Genomic DNA, 19,659 nt, shown 5'->3' on the forward strand with positions numbered 1-19,659 from the left:
TTCATGACTTACAGGATCACCATGCCGGCTTCATTCGTTCACCTACGCCTGCACACTGAATATTCCCTGGTCGACGGTCTGGTGCGGATCAAGCCGCTGGTCAAGACCCTGGTCGGCATGAATATGCCTGCTGTCGCGGTCACCGATCAGAACAACATGTGTTCCCTGGTCAAGTTCTATAAAAACGCCATGGGTGCCGGGATCAAACCGATCTGCGGTGCCGACCTGTGGTTGTCGAACAAGGATCCGGATGGTCCACTGAGCCGGATCAGCCTGTTGGTCATGAATCCGCTGGGTTATCGCAACCTCACCGAATTGATCTCTCGCGGCTTCATCGATGGTCAGCGCAATGGCTCGGTCATCGTCGAGCGCGAGTGGGTAGCCGAAGCTAACGAAGGCTTGATCATGCTGTCGGCGGCGAAAGAGGGCGAGATCGGCCTGGCCATGCTCAGCGGCAACCCGGACGAAGCTGAAACCCTGGCGCGTGAATGGATGGCGGTGTTTGCGGACCGTTTCTATCTGGAAATCCAGCGAACTAACCGTCCCAATGATGAAGAGCAATTGCACGGCGCCGTGGCCTTGGCCGAGAAGCTCGGCGCACCGTTGGTCGCGACCAACGATGTGCGCTTCCTCAAACAGGAAGACTTCGATGCCCACGAAACCCGCGTTTGCATCGGCGAGGGGCGGGCTCTCGACGATCCGCGACGTTCGAAGAATTACAGCAATCAGCAATACCTCAAAAGCGCCGAGGAAATGGCCGAGCTGTTCGGCGATATCCCTGAGGCGCTGGAAAACACGGTCGAGATCGCCAAGCGCTGCAATATCGACGTGAAGCTGGGCAAGCACTTCCTGCCGGACTTTCCTACGCCCAATGGCATGGGCATCGATGATTATCTGCGCCATGTTTCCCACGAGGGCCTGGAAGAACGTCTGGCGGTGTTGTGGCCCAAAGACACGACCCCCAACTACGAAGAGAAGCGCCAGGTCTACCTGGATCGGCTGAAGTTCGAGCTGGATATCATCATCCAGATGGGGTTCCCCGGTTACTTCCTGATCGTTATGGACTTCATCAAGTGGGCCAAGAACAACGGCGTGCCGGTTGGTCCTGGTCGGGGGTCGGGTGCCGGTTCTCTGGTCGCTTATGTACTGAAGATCACTGACCTTGATCCGCTGGCGTACGACCTGCTGTTCGAACGTTTCCTCAACCCGGAACGGGTCTCCATGCCCGACTTCGACGTCGACTTCTGCATGGACGGTCGCGATCGGGTGATCGAGTACGTGGCCGACGCCTACGGGCGCAACGCGGTGAGCCAGATCATCACGTTCGGCACCATGGCCGCCAAGGCGGTGGTGCGTGACGTGGCGCGGGTGCAGGGCAAATCCTATGGCCTGGCCGATCGCCTGTCGAAGATGATCCCCTTCGAGGTCGGCATGACCCTGGAGAAGGCCTACGAGCAGGAAGAGGTCCTGCGCGATTTCCTCAAGGTGGACGAAGACGCCAAGGAAATCTGGGACATGGCGCGCAAGCTCGAGGGCGTCTGCCGTGGTACCGGCAAGCACGCCGGTGGCGTGGTGATTGCCCCGACCAAACTCACCGACTTTTCGCCTATCGCCTGTGATGAAGAGGGCGGGGGGCTGGTGACCCAGTTCGACAAGGATGACGTCGAGGCGGCCGGGCTGGTGAAGTTTGACTTCCTGGGTCTGCGGACCCTGACGATCATCAAGTGGGCGATGGAAACCATCAACCGCGAACAGGCCAAGAAAGGCCTGGATGACTTGAACATCGACTTTATCCCGCTCGATGACAAGAAAACCTACGACCTGTTGCAGAAAGCCGAAACCACGGCGGTGTTCCAGCTCGAGTCGCGCGGCATGAAGGAGCTGATCAAGAAGCTCAAGCCCGACTGCCTGGAAGACTTGATCGCACTGGTGGCACTGTTCCGTCCCGGCCCGCTGCAATCAGGCATGGTGGACGACTTCATCAACCGCAAGCACGGCCGTGCCGAGCTGGCGTACCCGCACTCGGATTACCAGTACGAGGGCCTCAAGCCGGTATTGGCACCGACATACGGCATCATCCTGTATCAGGAACAGGTGATGCAGATTGCCCAGGTCATGGCTGGTTACACCCTCGGTGGTGCAGACATGCTGCGCCGGGCCATGGGTAAGAAAAAGCCCGAAGAAATGGCCAAGCAGCGTGGCGGTTTCATTGAGGGTTGCGCCACCAACAACATCGACGCGGACCTTGCCGGTAACATTTTTGACCTGGTGGAAAAATTCGCCGGCTATGGCTTCAACAAATCCCACTCCGCAGCCTACGGCCTGGTGTCGTACCAGACCGCATGGTTGAAAACGCACTACCCGGCGCCGTTCATGGCGGCGGTGCTATCGGCGGATATGCACAACACCGACAAGGTCGTGACCTTGATCGAAGAAGTGCGGACCATGAAGTTGCGTCTCGACGCGCCGGACGTGAACACCTCGGAGTTCAAATTCACGGTGAACGACGAGGGCCGCATCATTTACGGTCTGGGTGCGATCAAGGGCGTGGGCGAAGGGCCGGTCGAGGCGATTACCGAAGCGCGCGTGGACGGTCCGTTCAAGGATCTGTTCGACTTCTGTGCTCGGGTCGATCTCAAGCGTATCAACAAGCGTACCCTTGATGGCTTGATTCGCAGCGGTGCGCTGGATCGCCTGGGGCCGTATTTCCACGACGAACCGAAAGCCTATCAGGCCAATATCGACCGCAACCGTGCGGTCCTGCTGGCGGCGATGGAAGAGGCGATCAAGGCCGCCGAGCAAACCGCCCGTACCCATGACAGTGGTCATGCCGACCTGTTTGGCGGCTTGTTCGTTGAAGAAGATGCCGACGTCTACGCCAATCACCGCAAAGCCAGGGAGCTGACGCTCAAAGAACGCCTGAAAGGCGAAAAAGACACCCTGGGCCTGTACCTGACCGGGCACCCGATTGACGAATACGAAGGTGAAATACGCCGTTTTGCCCGTCAGCGCATCATTGACCTGAAACCTGCGCGTGATACCCAGACCGTGGCGGGCATGATCATCGCCCTGCGGGTGATGAAGAACAAAAAGGGCGACAAGATGGGGTTTATCACCCTCGACGACCGCTCGGGCCGAATCGAGGCGTCGCTGTTTGCCGATGCGTTCCACTCCGCGCAGGCGTTGTTGCAGACCGATGCGATGGTGGTGGTCGAAGGCGAAGTCAGCAACGATGACTTCTCCGGAGGCCTGAGGTTGCGGGTCAAACGGGTGATGAGCATGGAAGATGCGCGCACCAACCTGGCCGAGAGCCTGCGCTTGAAGTTGCACGCCAAGGACCTCAAGGGCGATCAGCTACGCTGGCTGGGTGAATTATTGAAGCGTCACCGTGGTGCGTGCCCGATCACCATGGATTACACCAGCCCCGATGCGAAGGCCTTGCTGCAGTTCGGCGAGGGCTGGCGAATTGATCCGGCGGATGCGTTGATTCAAGCCCTGCGTGACCAGTTTGGGCGAGACAACGTCTTCCTCCAATACCGTTGACGGTCAGTGCTATCAGTTTGCCCTGATCTTGACCCGAATTTTTAATCTCGACCTGAACGCGCCTCTCCCTTAAGGTAGGGCGCGAATAGACAACCGGCCGGCCCAAGCTCTTTTGGATGTCGACCCAAGACGGACGCCTATGAACCCGAATTTTCTAGATTTCGAACAGCCGATCGCCGACCTGCAAGCCAAGATCGAAGAGTTGCGCTTGGTCGGTAATGACAATTCGCTGAATATCGGCGATGAGATCTCCCGCCTGCAGGATAAAAGCAGCACGCTGACCGAAGACATCTTCGGCAAGCTGACCAGCTGGCAGATCGCGCGTCTGGCGCGTCACCCGAAACGTCCTTATACCCTGGACTACATCGAACACATTTTCACCGAGTTCGACGAGTTGCATGGTGACCGTCACTTCTCCGACGATGCCGCCATCGTGGGCGGTATTGCCCGTCTGGACGACCAGCCTGTCATGGTCATCGGTCACCAGAAAGGCCGCGAAGTGCGCGAAAAGGTTCGCCGCAATTTCGGCATGCCGCGTCCGGAAGGCTACCGTAAGGCGTGCCGCCTGATGGAAATGGCCGAACGCTTCAAAATGCCGATCCTGACCTTCATCGACACCCCGGGTGCCTACCCGGGTATCGACGCTGAAGAGCGCAACCAGAGCGAAGCGATCGCCTGGAACCTGCGCGTCATGTCTCGCCTGAAAACCCCGATCATCGCTACTGTGATCGGTGAAGGCGGCTCCGGCGGTGCACTGGCGATCGGTGTTTGCGACCAGTTGAACATGCTGCAGTACTCGACCTACGCGGTGATCTCGCCGGAAGGTTGCGCTTCGATCCTGTGGAAAACCGCCGAGAAGGCACCGGACGCTGCCGAAGCCATGGGCATCACGGCCGAGCGCCTCAAAGGCCTGGGTATCGTCGACAAGGTGATCAGCGAGCCGCTGGGCGGCGCACACCGTGATCCAGCTGCCGCGGCGGCTTCGATCCGTGCCGAGTTGAGCTCGCAGCTGGCGATGCTGAAGAAACTCGACCACAAGGCGCTGCTGGATCGTCGTTACGAGCGCCTGATGAGCTACGGTCTCTGATCGAGCGCTCCTGCATCCTGTAGGCGCAAGGCTTGCCCGCGATTGGGACGCCTCGGTTTAATAGACCGACCGCGTTATCGTTCATCGCGAGCAAGCTCGGCTCCTACAGGTTTTTGGTGTGTTCATGACTCTCAGCGCAACACTGCTCAAGCAGCTGTCACCTTGGCGCAATGCAAAGGTTTGGCACATTGCCTTCTCTGGCGGTCTTGACTCCACCGTCCTCCTGCATCTTCTCGCACACCTCGCAAAAAACCAGTCCCTGCCGGCGTTGAGCGCCATTCATGTGCATCACGGCTTGCAGGTCGCGGCTGACGCTTGGCCGGAGCATTGTCGAGCACAATGTGAAGCGCTTGGGGTGCCGCTGCGGGTTATTCGCGTGCGGGTTCAGTCCGGCGCGAGTCTTGAGCGCGCGGCTCGGGATGCGCGTTATGCGGCGTTTAGCGAAATCACTCAAACCAATGAAGTATTGCTGACTGCCCAACACCGGGACGATCAGGCGGAAACCCTGCTGTTTCGCTTGTTGCGCGGAGCCGGGGTAAGAGGCTTGTCAGGAATGCCATGGCATCGTCCGCTGGGTGGCGGGACTATGCTGCGACCCTTGCTCGACGTTGCCCGCAGGGAGCTGGAAGCCTATGCCGCGGAGCATCAGCTGAGCTGGGTCGAAGATCCTTCCAATCAGGATCAACAATTTTCGCGTAACTACCTGCGACAACAGGTCTTCCCCGTTTTGACTTCGCGCTGGCCACAAGCGTTGGCAACCATGGCGCGTAGCGCTGCGCATCTGAGTGAAGCCCAGGAATTGCTCGATGAGCTGGCACAAATCGACTTGAGCCAGGCACGCTCCGCCAGTGAGTTCGATTGGTTGGGGTTGCCGTCGCTGGAGTTGGCAACCCTGGAAAGTCTTTCCTCTGCGCGTCAGCGCAACGCCCTCAGGCACTGGCTTGAACCGCTGACACGCCTGCCGGACAGTGACCATTGGTCGGGTTGGGAGAGTTTACGCGATGCCACCGGTGATGCCCGGCCGATCTGGGGGCTGGCGGATGGCCAATTGCATCGGGCGGGAGGGAGAATCTGGTGGTTATCCGGCAATTGGCTACGCAGTCCACTCCCTGTTGAGGTATGGACTCAACCCTCGTTGCCACTGTCATTGCCCGATAACGGTGTGCTTACACTGTCTGGACAAATCCCCGATGGCCCTTTGCAGATCCGCTATCGTGAAGGGGGAGAAATAATGGATTTACCGGGTCGGGGACATCGCGATTTGAAGCGCTTGCTTAATGAGCGCGCAGTGCCGTCGTTCGTGCGCGGCAGATTGCCGCTGCTGTTCCAGGGCGAGCGATTGCTGGCGGTGGCTAATCTTGCGGGGCTGGATGGCGGTGCGGTGGGTGGCTGGCATTTGCATTGGCAGCCGTCTTGCGAAGATCAAGGTTTGAGCTGAAAGGGGCTTTCCGGTAGACTACGCTCCCTTCTTGATACAACTTCTGTGGATTCGCCTGAATTGCAGGAGTTGCCGATTACCAAGCAGTCTTTGCTGGGCGATTCCAAAAAATGTGTAGCGAGCAACGTACCGGTGTTTCATCTTCCGGTCTGTCCCAACGCGGCGGTTTTTTTGAAAGGTGCACTGTGATTAATGCAGGTGATCGGGGGCTTCGGCCTTCCTTCGCTTTCCCCGGCGGCTCGGACCGCTTTAACGCAGACTTCTAGGGTTTTTCATGACGCGCTACATATTCGTCACGGGCGGTGTTGTTTCTTCATTGGGGAAAGGCATTGCATCGGCATCATTGGCGGCCATCCTGGAGGCGCGGGGACTTAAGGTCACCATGCTGAAACTGGACCCGTACATCAACGTCGACCCGGGCACCATGAGCCCGTTCCAGCACGGTGAAGTGTTCGTCACCCACGACGGCGCCGAGACCGACCTGGACCTGGGCCATTACGAGCGGTTCATCCGCACGACCATGACCCAGAACAACAACTTCACCACCGGCCGCGTCTACGAGCATGTGCTGCGCAAAGAGCGCCGTGGTGATTACCTGGGTGCAACCATCCAGGTAATCCCGCACATCACCGACGAAATCAAGCGCCGCATCATCAAGGGCGCCGGCGATGCCGACGTGGCGATGGTCGAGATCGGCGGCACCGTGGGTGACATCGAGTCGCAACCGTTCCTCGAAGCCATCCGTCAGTTGCGTTTCGAAGTCGGCGCCAAGCGCGCGATGCTGATGCACCTGACACTGGTGCCGTACATCGCCACCGCCGGCGAGACCAAAACCAAGCCAACCCAGCACTCGGTCAAGGAGCTGCGCTCCATCGGCCTGCAGCCAGATGTGCTGGTTTGCCGCTCCGATCACCCGATCGATGTTTCTTCGCGTCGCAAGATCGCGCAATTCACCAACGTTGAAGAGCGTGCCGTCATCGGTCTGGAAGATGCCGACACCATCTACAAGATCCCGGGCATCCTGCACGCCCAGGGTCTGGACGATTTCGTCGTCGAGCGTTTCGGCCTGCAATGTGGCGGTGCCGACCTGTCCGAATGGGACAAGGTCGTCGATGCCAAGCTCAATCCCGAGCACGAAGTCACCATCGCCATGGTCGGCAAGTACATGGAGCTGTTGGACGCCTACAAGTCGCTGATCGAAGCGATGAGTCACGCCGGCATCAGCAACCGTACCAAGGTCAACTTGCGCTACATCGATTCCGAAGACATCGAAAACCAGGGCACCGCGCTGCTGGAAGGCGTCGACGCGATCCTGGTCCCTGGTGGTTTCGGTCTGCGTGGCGTGGAAGGCAAGATCACTGCCGTTCAATACGCTCGTGAAAACAAGGTTCCTTACCTGGGTATCTGCCTGGGCATGCAAGTGGCGGTCATCGAGTTCGCTCGTAACGTCATGGGCTGGAAAGACGCCAACTCCACCGAGTTCGATCGTGCCAGCGGCCACCCGGTCGTGGGTCTGATCACCGAATGGGAAGACGCCACTGGCGCGGTTGAAGTCCGTACCGAAGCTTCGGATCTGGGCGGCACCATGCGTCTTGGCGCTCAGGAATGCCTGCTTGAAGCCGGCTCCAAGGTGCACGATTGCTACGGCAAGGACGTGATCGTCGAGCGTCACCGTCACCGCTACGAAGTGAACAACAACCTGCTGCCGCAAATCATGGAAGCCGGTCTGAAAATCTCCGGTCGTTCCGGTGATGGTGCCTTGGTCGAAGTGGTAGAAGCGCCGGATCATCCATGGTTCGTCGCCTGCCAGTTCCACCCTGAGTTCACCTCCACTCCACGTGACGGTCACCCGTTGTTCAGCGGTTTCGTCAAAGCCGCTTTGGCTCAACACCAGAAGAAGGCTTGAACCTTATGGCGCAGAAGATCATCCGTGTAGGCGAGATCGAGATTGCCAACGACAAGCCAATGGTGCTGTTCGGTGGCATGAACGTGCTGGAAAGTCGCGACATGGCAATGCAGGTCTGTGAAGAGTACGTGAAGGTTACCCAGAAACTGGGTATCCCTTACGTGTTCAAGGCCAGCTTTGACAAGGCCAACCGTTCCTCCGTGACCTCTTACCGTGGCCCCGGCCTGGAAGAGGGCATGCGAATCTTCCAGGACATCAAGCAAGCCTTTGGCGTGCCGATCATCACCGACGTCCATGAGCCTGAGCAGGCTGCGGTCGTCGCTGAAGTCTGCGACATCATTCAGTTGCCAGCCTTCCTGTCGCGCCAGACCGACCTGGTAGTCGCGATGGCGAAGACCGGCGCGGTGATCAACATCAAGAAAGCCCAGTTCCTTGCGCCTCAGGAAATGAAACACATCCTGAACAAATGCGTGGAAGCGGGTAACGATCAGTTGATTCTCTGCGAGCGCGGTTCGAGCTTCGGCTACAACAACCTGGTCGTCGACATGCTCGGCTTCGGCATCATGAAGCAGTTCGAATACCCGGTGTTCTTCGACGTGACCCACGCCCTGCAAATGCCGGGCGGTCGCGCTGATTCCGCAGGTGGACGTCGCGCCCAGGTCCTTGATCTGGCGAAAGCTGGCATGAGCCAATCCCTGGCCGGCCTGTTCCTGGAGGCCCATCCGGATCCGGACAACGCCAAATGCGACGGCCCTTGTGCCTTGCGTCTGGATAAACTGGAGCCATTCCTGGCCCAGCTCAAAGCCCTGGACGAACTGGTTAAGAGTTTTCCGACGGTAGAAACCGCGTAATCCTCAATTCTCCTGTAAATTACCGCTCGATTTATCGCTCTGGCCCGCTGGCCGCACTGCTCTTGTAGGAGCTTGGCTTGTCAGCGATGGCGTCCTTGAGGGGGCCATCGCCTGCAAGCCGCGCTCCTGCAGCGTTTTCGTCAACTTTGGAGTGTTTACAACAATGGCTAAAATCGTCGACATCAAAGGTCGTGAAGTTCTCGACTCCCGTGGCAATCCCACCGTGGAAGCGGATGTGCTTCTCGATAACGGCATCATCGGCAGCGCCTGCGCGCCGTCCGGTGCTTCCACTGGCTCGCGTGAAGCGCTCGAGCTGCGTGATGGCGACAAGAGCCGTTACCTGGGCAAGGGCGTACTCAAAGCCGTTGCCAACATCAACGGTCCGATCCGCGACCTGTTGAAAGGTACCGATCCAAGCGATCAGAAAGCGCTGGACCTGGCGATGATCAAGCTGGACGGCACTGAAAACAAAGGTTCCCTGGGCGCCAACGCAATTCTGGCCGTTTCCCTGGCTGCGGCCAAGGCAGCCGCTCAGGACCAGGACCTGCCGCTGTACGCTCACATCGCCAACCTGAATGGCACCCCGGGTGTCTACTCGATGCCGGTTCCGATGATGAACATCATCAACGGTGGCGAGCACGCCGATAACAACGTCGACATCCAGGAGTTCATGGTTCAGCCGGTTGGCGCCAAGTCCTTCTCGGAAGGTCTGCGTATGGGCACCGAAATTTTCCATCACCTCAAAGCCGTACTGAAGGCCCGTGGCCTGAGCACCGCTGTCGGTGACGAAGGTGGTTTCGCGCCTAACCTGGCTTCCAACGAAGACGCTTTGAAAGTGATCTCCGAGGCCGTAGCCAACGCCGGTTACAAGCTGGGCACCGACGTGACCCTGGCCCTGGACTGCGCCGCGAGCGAATTCTACGAAGACGGCAAGTACAACCTGTCCGGCGAAGGCCAGGTGTTCACTGCTGAAGGTTTCGCCGATTACCTGAAAGGTCTGACCGAGCGTTACCCGATCATCTCCATCGAAGATGGCCTGGACGAGTCCGACTGGGCTGGCTGGAAAATCCTCACCGACAAGATCGGCGAGAAAACCCAGCTGGTGGGCGACGACCTGTTCGTGACCAACACCAAGATCCTGAAAGAAGGCATCGACAAGAAGATTGCCAACTCGATCCTGATCAAGTTCAACCAGATCGGCACCCTGACCGAAACCCTGGAAGCCATCCAGATGGCCAAGGCTGCCGGTTACACCGCCGTGATCTCGCACCGCTCCGGCGAAACCGAAGATTCGACCATTGCCGATTTGGCCGTGGGCACCTCGGCTGGCCAGATCAAGACCGGTTCCCTGTGCCGTTCCGACCGCGTTTCCAAGTACAACCAACTGCTGCGTATCGAAGAGCAGTTGAACGGCAAAGCCAAGTACAACGGTCGCGGCGAATTCCGCGGTTGATTGCTGGCTGATAAAAAAAGACACTGGATTGTGTCGAAAAATCGCTAAAGCGACGTTTTTGCCACTAATCTGATGTCTTGTAAGCACAGGCCTGGTTCTTCCAGGCTTCGTGCTATCAGTCGCTTCATGTTTTGCAGTGGCTGTCTTTTTTCACTGGATACCTGATATTCGATGCGCAGTCCCAATTGGTTGTTCCTCGTCTTGCTTCTGCTGCTGGCTGGCCTGCAGTACCGCCTGTGGGTGGGTAATGGCAGTCTGGCGCAAGTGGCCGAGCTGACTCAGCAGATTGCTGATCAGCAAGCCGAGAACCAGGCGTTGCTGGAGCGCAACCGGGTGATGGACGCTGAAGTCAGTGAGTTGAAAAAGGGCATGGAGACCGTTGAAGAACGGGCTCGCCATGAGTTGGGCATGGTCAAGGATGGTGAAACTCTTTACCAGTTGGCGCAATGAACCCGTCTCTACCGGCCTTCTGGGCCGTGATTCCTGCCGCGGGCGTCGGAGCCCGTATGGCCGCAGACCGCCCCAAGCAGTACCTGCAACTGGGTGGGCGCACAATTCTCGAACACAGCCTTGGCTGTTTCCTTGATCACCCTTGCCTCAAAGGCGTGGTGGTCAGTCTTGCTATTGATGATCCCTACTGGCCGAACCTGGCCTGTGCCAGCGATCCGCGCATTGCCCGTGTCGAAGGCGGTGCCGAGCGATCCGGGTCGGTGCTGAACGCGCTGTTGCATTTGCACGCGCAAGGCGCTGGCGATGAAGATTGGGTGCTGGTTCACGATGCCGCGCGACCGAATCTGGGGCGTGACGATCTGGATAACCTGCTGGCCGAACTGGCGGATGATCCGGTAGGTGGACTGCTGGCGGTTCCGGCGCGCGATACGCTCAAACGGGTCGATAAACAGGGGCGTGTCGTCGAAACCGTGGACCGCAGCGTGATCTGGCAGGCCTACACGCCGCAGATGTTTCGCCTCGGTGCCTTGCATCGGGCGTTGGCGGACAGCCTGGTGGCTGACGTCGTCATCACCGATGAAGCTTCGGCCATGGAGTGGGCAGGGATGGCGCCGCGTCTGATCGAAGGGCGGTCCGATAACCTCAAGGTTACTCGGCCCGAAGACCTCGAATGGTTGCGTCAGCGTTGGGCTAATCGTCCTTAAAAGATCGCAGCCTGCGGCAGCTCCTACAGTCGATCGCCTTCCAATGTAGGAGCTGCCGCAGGCTGCGATCTTTTGATCTTAAATTTTATACTCCGGCCTTTGAGCCAACCCCTCCTTCAAGTAATCCACCAGCTTGCGCACCTTCGGCGACAGATGCCGTTGCTGTGGGTACAGCGCCCAAACGGCCGTGTTGGGTGGTTGATGCGCTTCCAGCAGCGAAATCAACGCGCCGCTTTTCAGATGCTCCAGCACGTAGTAGTCCGGCAACTGGCACAAGCCAACGCCCTGTAGCGCCGCGTCCAGTACCGCTTGCCCACTGTTGCAACGCCAGTTTCCCTGGACCCGCTGCGAATATTCCCGCCCATTCTGTTCCAGTTGCCAAAGATCCGAGCTGCCGATGAGGCAGTTGTGACGGCTCAGCTCCGACAAGCTGTGTGGGCGACCATAACGTTCGAGGTAGGACGGTGAAGCACATAGGTACATGCGTCGGGGGGCCAGGCGCGTAGCGACCAGTCTCGAATCCTGCAAGCGTCCCAGGCGGATCGCCAGGTCCAGACCTTCGTGCACCAGATCGAGTTGGCGATTGCTCAATTCGATGTCGATTCGCAGTTGTGGATACAGCCCCATGAAACGCGTCACCAACGGTACGATGAAGCGTTCGCCGTATGCCACGGCACAGGTCATGCGCAGCATGCCTTTGGGCTCGCTGGTCAGATCACCCACCGCTCGAAGCGCTTCTTCGCGACCATCCTGCAGGCGCTGGCAATGTTGCAGAAAGGTTTGTCCGGCCTCGGTGAGCGTTACCCGGCGGGTACTGCGATAGAGCAGGCGGGTTTGCAGACGCTCTTCCAGACGTACGATTTGTCGACTGATGTGGGAGGAGGAAACCCCCAGTCGCTCTGCGGCAGCGGTGAATTGGCTGCATTCGGCGACGGCCACGAACTCGTCGATACCTTCCCATCGGTTCTCGGACATCAATGATTATCCCTGCATAGCAATAATGTTTTGCTTTTGTCCGGATTATTCACCGTTATGGGCTGTATTACACTCCCTGTCTCGATTTCATTCACTGGAGAATCACCATGATCAAGTCACGCGCCGCCGTTGCCTTCGAGGCCAAGAAACCGCTGGAAATCGTTGAGGTGGATGTTGCCATGCCCAAGGCGGGTGAAGTGTTGCTGCGTGTGGTGGCTTCCGGTGTTTGCCATACCGATGCCTACACGCTGTCCGGGGCTGACCCGGAAGGCATTTTCCCGTCGATTCTCGGTCACGAGGGCGGGGCGATCGTCGAGGCAATCGGCGAAGGCGTCACTTCTGTTGCCGTGGGCGATCATGTGATTCCGCTGTACACCCCGGAATGCCGTCAGTGCAAGTTCTGCCTGTCGGGCAAGACCAACCTGTGCCAGGCCATTCGTGCGACCCAGGGCAAGGGTTTGATGCCGGACGGCACGACGCGTTTTGCCTACAAAGGGCAGCCAATTTTCCACTACATGGGCACCTCGACCTTCTCCGAGTACACCGTGCTGCCGGAAATTTCCGTGGCCAAAATCGCCAAGGAAGCGCCGCTGGAAAAAGTCTGTTTGCTGGGTTGTGGCGTCACTACCGGCATCGGTGCAGTGCTGAACACCGCCAAGGTGAAACCCGGTGACACCGTGGCCATTTTCGGCCTCGGCGGCATTGGTCTTTCGGCGGTCATCGGCGCCGTCAAAGCCAAGGCGGCTCGCATCATCGCCATCGACATCAACCCGGCAAAATTCGAGATTGCCAAGCAGTTGGGTGCAACCGATTGCGTCAACCCGAAAGATTTCGACCGTCCAATCCAGGAAGTCATCGTCGACATGACTGACGGCGGCGTCGACTTCTCCTTCGAGTGCATCGGCAACGTGCAACTGATGCGCGCCGCACTTGAGTGCTGCCACAAGGGTTGGGGCGAGTCGGTGATCATCGGCGTGGCCGGTGCCGGCCAGGAAATCTCTACCCGTCCGTTCCAACTGGTGACCGGGCGCGTCTGGCGCGGTTCGGCGTTTGGTGGCGTACGCGGTCGTACCGAATTGCCAAGCTACGTGGAAATGGCTGAAACCGGTGAGATTCCGCTGGACACGTTCATTACCCACACCATGGGCCTGGAAGATATCAACAAGGCGTTCGACCTGATGCATGAAGGAAAAAGCATTCGCTCTGTCATTCATTTCTGAGGTCTGCCATGAGCCTTGAAAATATTTCCTGCCAGAAAAGTTTTGGTGGCTGGCACAAGCGCTATCGACACCGCTCCGATGTGCTCGGCTGCGACATGGTGTTTGCCGTCTACCTGCCGCCGCAGGCAGAGCAGGGCAACAAACTGCCGGTGCTCTACTGGCTATCGGGCCTGACCTGCACCGATGAAAACTTCATGCAGAAGGCTGGCGCCATGCGCATGGCCGCCGAATTGGGGCTGATCATCGTCGCGCCCGACACCAGCCCTCGTGGCGCCGATGTGCCAGGTGATCCGGATGGTGCCTGGGACTTCGGTCTCGGCGCCGGGTTTTACCTGAATGCCACCCAGGAACCTTGGTCGCGCCACTATCGGATGCATGACTACGTCGTGCAGGAATTACCGGCATTGGTCGAAAGCCATTTCCCGGCCTCGGACAAGCGCGGCATCAGCGGTCATTCCATGGGTGGCCACGGTGCGCTGGTCTGTGCCCTGCGCAATCCGGGACGTTATCTGTCGGTGTCGGCGTTTTCGCCAATCAACAATCCGATGGACTGTCCGTGGGGGCAGAAGGCGTTTACCCGGTATCTGGGCGAAGACCGCTCGAAATGGCGCGAATGGGATGCCTGTGTGTTGATTGCCGAGGCCGACGAAAAGCTGCCGCTGCTGGTCGATCAGGGTGATCGCGACGACTTCCTGGCCAACCAGCTCAAGCCTGAAGCCTTGCAACAGGCGGCCAAACTGGCCGGTCATCCGCTGACCTTGCGCCTGCAGCCTGGCTACGACCACAGCTATTTCTTCATCGCCAGCTTCATCGACGATCACTTACAGCATCACGCACGCGCTCTAAGCGCCTAATGCAGGTAGAATCACGCCCTGACAAAAATCGGGGCGTTTTTTTATGCGTATTGGCCACGGCTATGATGTGCACCGTTTCGCTGAAGGCGATTTCATTACTCTGGGCGGCGTGCGTATCGCACACAGCTTCGGGCTGCTCGCTCACTCCGACGGTGATGTCTTGCTGCATGCCTTGAGCGATGCCTTGCTCGGCGCGGCAGCGCTGGGTGATATCGGCAAGCATTTCCCTGACACCGACCCACAATTCAAGGGCGCCGACAGCCGTGTGCTGTTGCGTCATGTCGTCGCACTGGTCCACGCCAAAGGCTGGAAGGTCGGCAACGTCGACAACACCATCGTCGCTCAGGCGCCGAAAATGGCCCCGCATATCGAATCGATGCGTGCGCTGATTGCCGCCGATCTTCAAGTTGAGTTGGATCAAGTGAACGTAAAAGCTACTACCACCGAAAAGCTCGGCTTTGTCGGTCGCGAAGAGGGCATTGCCGTGCACTCCGTTGCCTTGTTGCTGCGCGCATGAACGAACTGCAGTTACTTGGCCCACGGGCCTATGGTGAAGCCCTCGGGACGGCGGTGCTGAAAGCCATCGCGGAAGATTTTCAGGTCGACGAAGTCCTTGATATCCCCTTGAGCGGCGACGGTGAGCACCTGTGGATCTGGGTGGAAAAACGCGGCCTGAACACCGAAGAAGCCGCACGGCGGATCGCCAAGGCGGCTGGCGTGTCCCTGCGCACCGTCAGTTATGCCGGGCTCAAGGACCGTCAGGCGTTGACCCGCCAGTGGTTCAGCGTACAACTGCCGGGCAAGGCGGACCCCGACTTGTCGGCGGCAGAAAACGACACATTGAAAATCCTCAAGACCAGCCGGCACAAACGCAAGTTGCAACGCGGTGCCCATTCGGCCAATGGCTTTACCTTGCGCCTGACGCAGTTCGCCGGTGACAAGGCGGCTATCGAAGCGCGCCTGCAACTGATCGCCAAGCAAGGTATCCCCAACTACTTCGGCGCCCAGCGCTTCGGGCATGACGGTGGCAATGTGGTCGACGCCCGTGCCTGGGCGGCCCGCAAGGCCTTGCCGGAGCAGCGCAATGTGCGTTCGCGTCTGCTTTCGACCGCCCGCAGTTTTCTGTTTAACCAGGTGTTGGCCGCGCGTGTCGCCGATGGCACCTGGCAGCGTGCGCTGGTTGGTGATCTGCTGGCATTCACCGATAGCCGCAGCTTCTTTGCGGCCGGTGAGGCCGAGTGCAACGACCCGCGCCTGGCGATTCTCGATCTGCACCCGACCGGGCCCCAGTGGGGTGAAGGTGACTCGCCGGCCACGGGCGCTGTCCATGAATTGGAGCAGGCTATCGCCGCGCGCGAAGCGGACCTTCGCGATTGGTTGATCAACGCCGGTATGAGCCACGAACGTCGCATCCTGCGGCTGCCCATTGCCGGGTTGACGTGGCATTATCCCGAGCCTGACATTCTGCAACTGGAATTCGTCCTGCCGGCCGGATGCTTCGCCACCGTATTGGTGCGCGAGCTTGTTGATCTGGTGCCGGTGGGGCAGACGGACAGCCCATGCGTATTCTGATTTCTAACGACGATGGGGTAACCGCACCCGGTCTCGCCGCGCTTTATGCTGCGCTGGCGGATTACACCGAATGCGTGGTTATCGCCCCTGACCAGGACAAAAGCGGCGCCAGCAGCTCGCTGACGCTCGACCGTCCGTTGCACCCTCAGACGCTGGCCAATGGTTTTATCAGTGTCAATGGCACACCAACCGATTGCGTGCACCTGGGCCTCAACGGATTGCTGGAACGTGAAGCTGACATGGTGGTTTCCGGGATTAACCTGGGCGCTAACCTGGGGGACGATGTTCTGTACTCCGGAACCGTGGCGGCGGCGCTCGAAGGACGTTTCCTGACACGTCCTGCGTTTGCCTTTTCGCTGGTCTCACGACAAGTCGACAACCTTCCTACGGCTGCGTACTTTGCACGTAAGTTGGTCGAGGCTCATGCTGACCTCGAACTGCCACCGCGTACGGTACTGAACGTGAACATTCCCAATCTGCCACTCGAGCACATCCGCGGCGTCCAGCTGACGCGGCTGGGGCATCGCGCCCGTGCTGCCGCGCCGGTGAAAGTGGTCGATCCGCGTGGCAAATCCGGCTACTGGATTGCGGCGGCAGGGGATGCTGAAGACGGCGGCCCGGGCACTGATTTTCATGCGGTGATGCAAGGCTATGTCTCCATTACGCCGCTGCAGTTGGATCGAACCTTCAATGATGCCTTCAGAAGTCTTGATGGCTGGCTGGAGGGGCTGCGCTGATGTCTCGTGAACAAGACGATATGCTGCGTCGCGGCATCGGCATGACCTCGCAACGGACTCGTGAGCGCCTCATTCAGCGGTTGTATGAGGAAGGGGTGTCCAACGCCAAGGTGCTGGAAGTCATTCGTTCTACTCCACGCCACCTGTTCGTCGATGAAGCGCTGGCGCATCGTGCCTACGAGGACACCGCGCTGCCGATCGGGCATAACCAGACGATTTCCCAGCCTTACATGGTGGCCCGCATGAGCGAGTTGCTGCTGGAGGCAGGTCCCCTGGACAAGGTGATGGAGATCGGTACCGGTTCGGGTTATCAGACCGCGGTGCTGTCGCAATTGGTCGAGCGGGTATTCTCCGTCGAGCGTATCAAGGTGCTACAGGACCGGGCCAAGGAGCGCCTGGTCGAGTTGAATCTGCGCAACGTGGTGTTTCGCTGGGGCGATGGCTGGGAGGGGTGGCCGGCGCTGGCGCCGTACAACGGCATTATCGTGACGGCGGTGGCGACCGATGTCCCTCAGGCGTTGCTCGATCAACTGGCACCCGGAGGGCGCCTGGTGATTCCGGTCGGTTCTGGTGAAGTGCAACAATTGATGCTGATCATTCGCGAGGAACACGGCTTTTCCAGGCGCGTTTTAGGAGCGGTACGGTTCGTCCCGTTGCTCAATGGGCCACTGGCCTGAGCATTTGTTTAAACGCGCTGAATTCTCTTCGATGGTCTTTGTCTTACAGCGGCATCGATGGGTTAAACGGCTTCCTTTGCCAAACAGCAAACGTGTGCGCGGCGCCATTTCGCTACATTAAAGGTAAAGCCGGCACGGCCCGTTATACTGGCGACATTTCGTGCCGAAACACGGTAAATCACATTTTCAGCCACCACATAGGGAGCGGCGGGTGAGTCTCACAGTCATTGCGCAGCGTATGGGTAAAACGAGCTTTCAGCGCCTGGTGACTGGCCTTGTCATGAGCACCTTGCTGGTCGGTTGTTCCAGCAATAAATCCAGCGACGTACGCGTCGTTGACCGCAACAATGCCGTAGCCCAGCGCCCGGCGGTGACGACGGGGCAGTACGTCGTCCGACCGAAAGACACCTTGTTCTCGATCGCCTTTCGCTATGGCTGGGACTACAAGGCCCTTGCGGCCCGCAACAACATTCCTGCGCCCTACACGATCCATCCGGGTCAGACGATTCGTTTCGATGGCCGTACTGGTTCAACGTCGACAACGGTGGTCAGTTCGTCCAATTCCACGCCTTCGTCGTCGAGTAAAACCACGATCATCCGGCGTCCGGTAGACGGTGCCACTACGACTTCGCCGGCGGTTGTACCGTCCGTCGCCAGCAAGCCGGCGCCCGCCCCATTGCCTCCTCCTGGCCCGGCCCCGACCGGCTGGGGATGGCCATCTAGTGGCATTTTGATTGGAAAATTCTCTTCAAACGGTAGTTTGAATAAAGGAATTGATATCGCCGGAGATTTGGGACAGCCTGTTTTAGCTGCGTCTGATGGGACGGTGGTATACGCCGGGAGTGGCTTAAGGGGCTACGGCGAATTAGTCATCATCAAACACAGCGAAACCTACGTCAGTGCCTACGGACATAACCGCAGGTTGTTGGTTCGGGAGGGGCAGCAGGTCAAGGTCGGACAGACAATTGCCGAAATGGGGTCAACGGGTACAGACCGGGTGAAACTGCATTTTGAGATTCGCCGCCAAGGTAAACCTGTAGATCCGCTGCAATTCCTGCCACGTCGTTGATCGCTACCAGCCTGTTCCACCGCGTAGGGGGGACAGGCTCCAGCGTTGCCAAGGATAAAGGCGCCGCTTGAGCTTGAGGTCGAACTCACCAAAGGACTATAACAATGGCTCTCAGTAAAGAAGTGCCGGAGTTTGACATCGACGATGAGGTTCTCCTGATGGAGACCGGCATCGATACGGATTCGATGTCGAATGATGAAGGGGCAGCTCCACCTTCCGTTCGTGCCAAATCCAGACACTCCGCTTCGTTAAAGCAGCACAAGTACATTGACTACACGCGGGCACTCGACGCTACGCAGCTGTACCTCAATGAAATCGGCTTTTCCCCTCTGTTGTCCCCCGAAGAAGAAGTCCATTTTGCACGCCTGTCGCAAAGTGGCGATCCGGCCGGGCGCAAACGCATGATTGAAAGTAACCTGCGGCTGGTGGTGAAAATCGCCCGGCGTTACGTCAACCGTGGCTTGTCGCTGCTCGATCTGATCGAAGAGGGCAACCTCGGCTTGATTCGGGCGGTAGAGAAGTTCGACCCTGAGCGCGGTTTCCGCTTCTCGACCTACGCTACTTGGTGGATTCGTCAAACCATCGAGCGCGCGATCATGAATCAGACCCGGACCATCCGGTTGCCGATTCACGTGGTCAAGGAGCTGAACGTGTACTTGCGGGCTGCTCGGGAGCTGACGCAAAAACTCGACCATGAACCCTCACCCGAAGAAATCGCCAATCTGCTGGAAAAACCAGTCGGAGAGGTCAAGCGTATGCTTGGCTTGAACGAGCGTGTTTCTTCGGTCGACGTCTCCTTGGGGCCGGATTCGGATAAAACCCTGCTGGACACTCTTACCGATGATCGCCCAACCGATCCATGCGAACTGTTGCAGGATGACGACCTGTCCCAGAGCATTGATCAATGGCTCTCGGAGTTGACTGACAAGCAGCGCGAAGTAGTTGTGCGCCGCTTCGGTCTGCGAGGTCACGAGAGCAGTACCCTTGAGGACGTAGGCCTGGAAATTGGCCTGACCCGGGAACGGGTCCGGCAGATTCAGGTTGAAGGCTTGAAGCGCCTTCGAGAAATCCTGGAGAAAAACGGCCTTTCCAGCGAGTCGCTGTTTCAGTAACAGACTCGTGT

The 19,659-nt window shown here is 58.7% G+C and carries 17 protein-coding genes; 16 read left to right on the forward strand and 1 reads right to left on the reverse strand.

The window, feature by feature from the left end; translation table 11 throughout:
• Positions 1–21 precede the first annotated feature (21 nt).
• The 8 genes from dnaE (at position 22) to ispD (ending at position 11,432) form a co-directional block, all read left to right on the forward strand.
• Complete coding sequence (gene dnaE, locus ABTV22_RS06090) at positions 22–3,543, forward strand: DNA polymerase III subunit alpha (protein ID WP_433739027.1); 3,522 nt, start codon at positions 22–24, stop codon at positions 3,541–3,543.
• 139 nt (positions 3,544–3,682) lie between these two features.
• Positions 3,683–4,630, forward strand: a complete 948-nt coding sequence (locus tag ABTV22_RS06095) for an acetyl-CoA carboxylase carboxyltransferase subunit alpha (protein WP_433739028.1) — start codon at positions 3,683–3,685, stop codon at positions 4,628–4,630.
• Positions 4,631–4,754: 124 nt separating this feature from the next.
• Complete coding sequence (gene tilS / locus ABTV22_RS06100) at positions 4,755–6,068, forward strand: tRNA lysidine(34) synthetase TilS (RefSeq protein WP_433739029.1); 1,314 nt, start codon at positions 4,755–4,757, stop codon at positions 6,066–6,068.
• A 274-nt stretch (positions 6,069–6,342) separates the two neighbouring features.
• Complete coding sequence (locus ABTV22_RS06105; protein ID WP_110966666.1) at positions 6,343–7,974, forward strand: CTP synthase; 1,632 nt, start codon at positions 6,343–6,345, stop codon at positions 7,972–7,974.
• 5 nt (positions 7,975–7,979) lie between these two features.
• On the forward strand, positions 7,980–8,825 hold the full coding sequence (gene kdsA, locus ABTV22_RS06110; RefSeq protein WP_433739030.1) for a 3-deoxy-8-phosphooctulonate synthase: 846 nt from the start codon (positions 7,980–7,982) through the stop codon (positions 8,823–8,825).
• 163 nt (positions 8,826–8,988) lie between these two features.
• Positions 8,989–10,278 (forward strand): phosphopyruvate hydratase, encoded by a 1,290-nt coding sequence (eno, locus tag ABTV22_RS06115; protein ID WP_095197077.1) that lies wholly within the window; start codon positions 8,989–8,991, stop codon positions 10,276–10,278.
• Between the two features lie 171 nt (positions 10,279–10,449).
• Positions 10,450–10,728 (forward strand): cell division protein FtsB, encoded by a 279-nt coding sequence (gene ftsB / locus ABTV22_RS06120; RefSeq protein ID WP_007996937.1) that lies wholly within the window; start codon positions 10,450–10,452, stop codon positions 10,726–10,728.
• The gene (ispD, locus tag ABTV22_RS06125) at positions 10,725–11,432 is read left to right on the forward strand and encodes a 2-C-methyl-D-erythritol 4-phosphate cytidylyltransferase (protein WP_433739031.1); all 708 of its coding nucleotides are present in this window, start codon (positions 10,725–10,727) and stop codon (positions 11,430–11,432) included. The genes ftsB and ispD overlap by 4 nt, the downstream gene beginning before the upstream one ends.
• Before the next feature lie 78 nt (positions 11,433–11,510).
• Here ispD and ABTV22_RS06130 read toward each other — a convergent pair whose 3' ends face one another.
• Positions 11,511–12,407: a LysR substrate-binding domain-containing protein gene (locus ABTV22_RS06130; protein WP_433739032.1), complete on the reverse strand. Its 897-nt coding sequence runs from the start codon at positions 12,405–12,407 to the stop codon at positions 11,511–11,513.
• Between the two features lie 107 nt (positions 12,408–12,514).
• Between ABTV22_RS06130 and ABTV22_RS06135 the strand changes: the two genes are divergently transcribed.
• The 8 genes from ABTV22_RS06135 (at position 12,515) to rpoS (ending at position 19,648) form a co-directional block, all read left to right on the forward strand.
• Complete coding sequence (locus tag ABTV22_RS06135) at positions 12,515–13,627, forward strand: S-(hydroxymethyl)glutathione dehydrogenase/class III alcohol dehydrogenase (RefSeq protein ID WP_096513151.1); 1,113 nt, start codon at positions 12,515–12,517, stop codon at positions 13,625–13,627.
• Positions 13,628–13,635: 8 nt separating this feature from the next.
• A complete protein-coding gene (fghA, locus tag ABTV22_RS06140) occupies positions 13,636–14,481 on the forward strand; it encodes an S-formylglutathione hydrolase (protein WP_433739033.1) in 846 nt (281 codons plus the stop codon).
• A gap of 43 nt (positions 14,482–14,524) precedes the next feature.
• Entirely contained in the window at positions 14,525–14,998 is a 474-nt protein-coding gene (ispF, locus tag ABTV22_RS06145) for a 2-C-methyl-D-erythritol 2,4-cyclodiphosphate synthase (RefSeq protein WP_111281392.1), read from the forward strand.
• The gene (gene truD / locus ABTV22_RS06150) at positions 14,995–16,053 is read left to right on the forward strand and encodes a tRNA pseudouridine(13) synthase TruD (protein ID WP_433739034.1); all 1,059 of its coding nucleotides are present in this window, start codon (positions 14,995–14,997) and stop codon (positions 16,051–16,053) included. Before ispF ends, truD begins: the two co-directional genes overlap by 4 nt.
• A complete protein-coding gene (gene surE / locus ABTV22_RS06155) occupies positions 16,041–16,790 on the forward strand; it encodes a 5'/3'-nucleotidase SurE (protein WP_175389006.1) in 750 nt (249 codons plus the stop codon). The genes truD and surE overlap by 13 nt, the downstream gene beginning before the upstream one ends.
• Before the next feature lie 41 nt (positions 16,791–16,831).
• A complete protein-coding gene (locus ABTV22_RS06160; RefSeq protein WP_433741317.1) occupies positions 16,832–17,467 on the forward strand; it encodes a protein-L-isoaspartate(D-aspartate) O-methyltransferase in 636 nt (211 codons plus the stop codon).
• 211 nt (positions 17,468–17,678) lie between these two features.
• Positions 17,679–18,536 (forward strand): peptidoglycan DD-metalloendopeptidase family protein, encoded by an 858-nt coding sequence (locus tag ABTV22_RS06165; RefSeq protein ID WP_433739035.1) that lies wholly within the window; start codon positions 17,679–17,681, stop codon positions 18,534–18,536.
• Positions 18,537–18,640: 104 nt separating this feature from the next.
• Positions 18,641–19,648 carry an RNA polymerase sigma factor RpoS gene (rpoS, locus tag ABTV22_RS06170; RefSeq protein WP_175389008.1) on the forward strand — a complete coding sequence of 336 codons (1,008 nt, stop codon included), beginning with the start codon at positions 18,641–18,643 and terminating at the stop codon, positions 19,646–19,648.
• Positions 19,649–19,659: the final 11 nt, after the last annotated feature.

Origin of the sequence: Pseudomonas putida (assembly GCF_050990305.1) — a bacterium.
In the GTDB taxonomy this organism is placed as follows: Bacteria; Pseudomonadota; Gammaproteobacteria; order Pseudomonadales; family Pseudomonadaceae; genus Aquipseudomonas; species Aquipseudomonas putida_AH.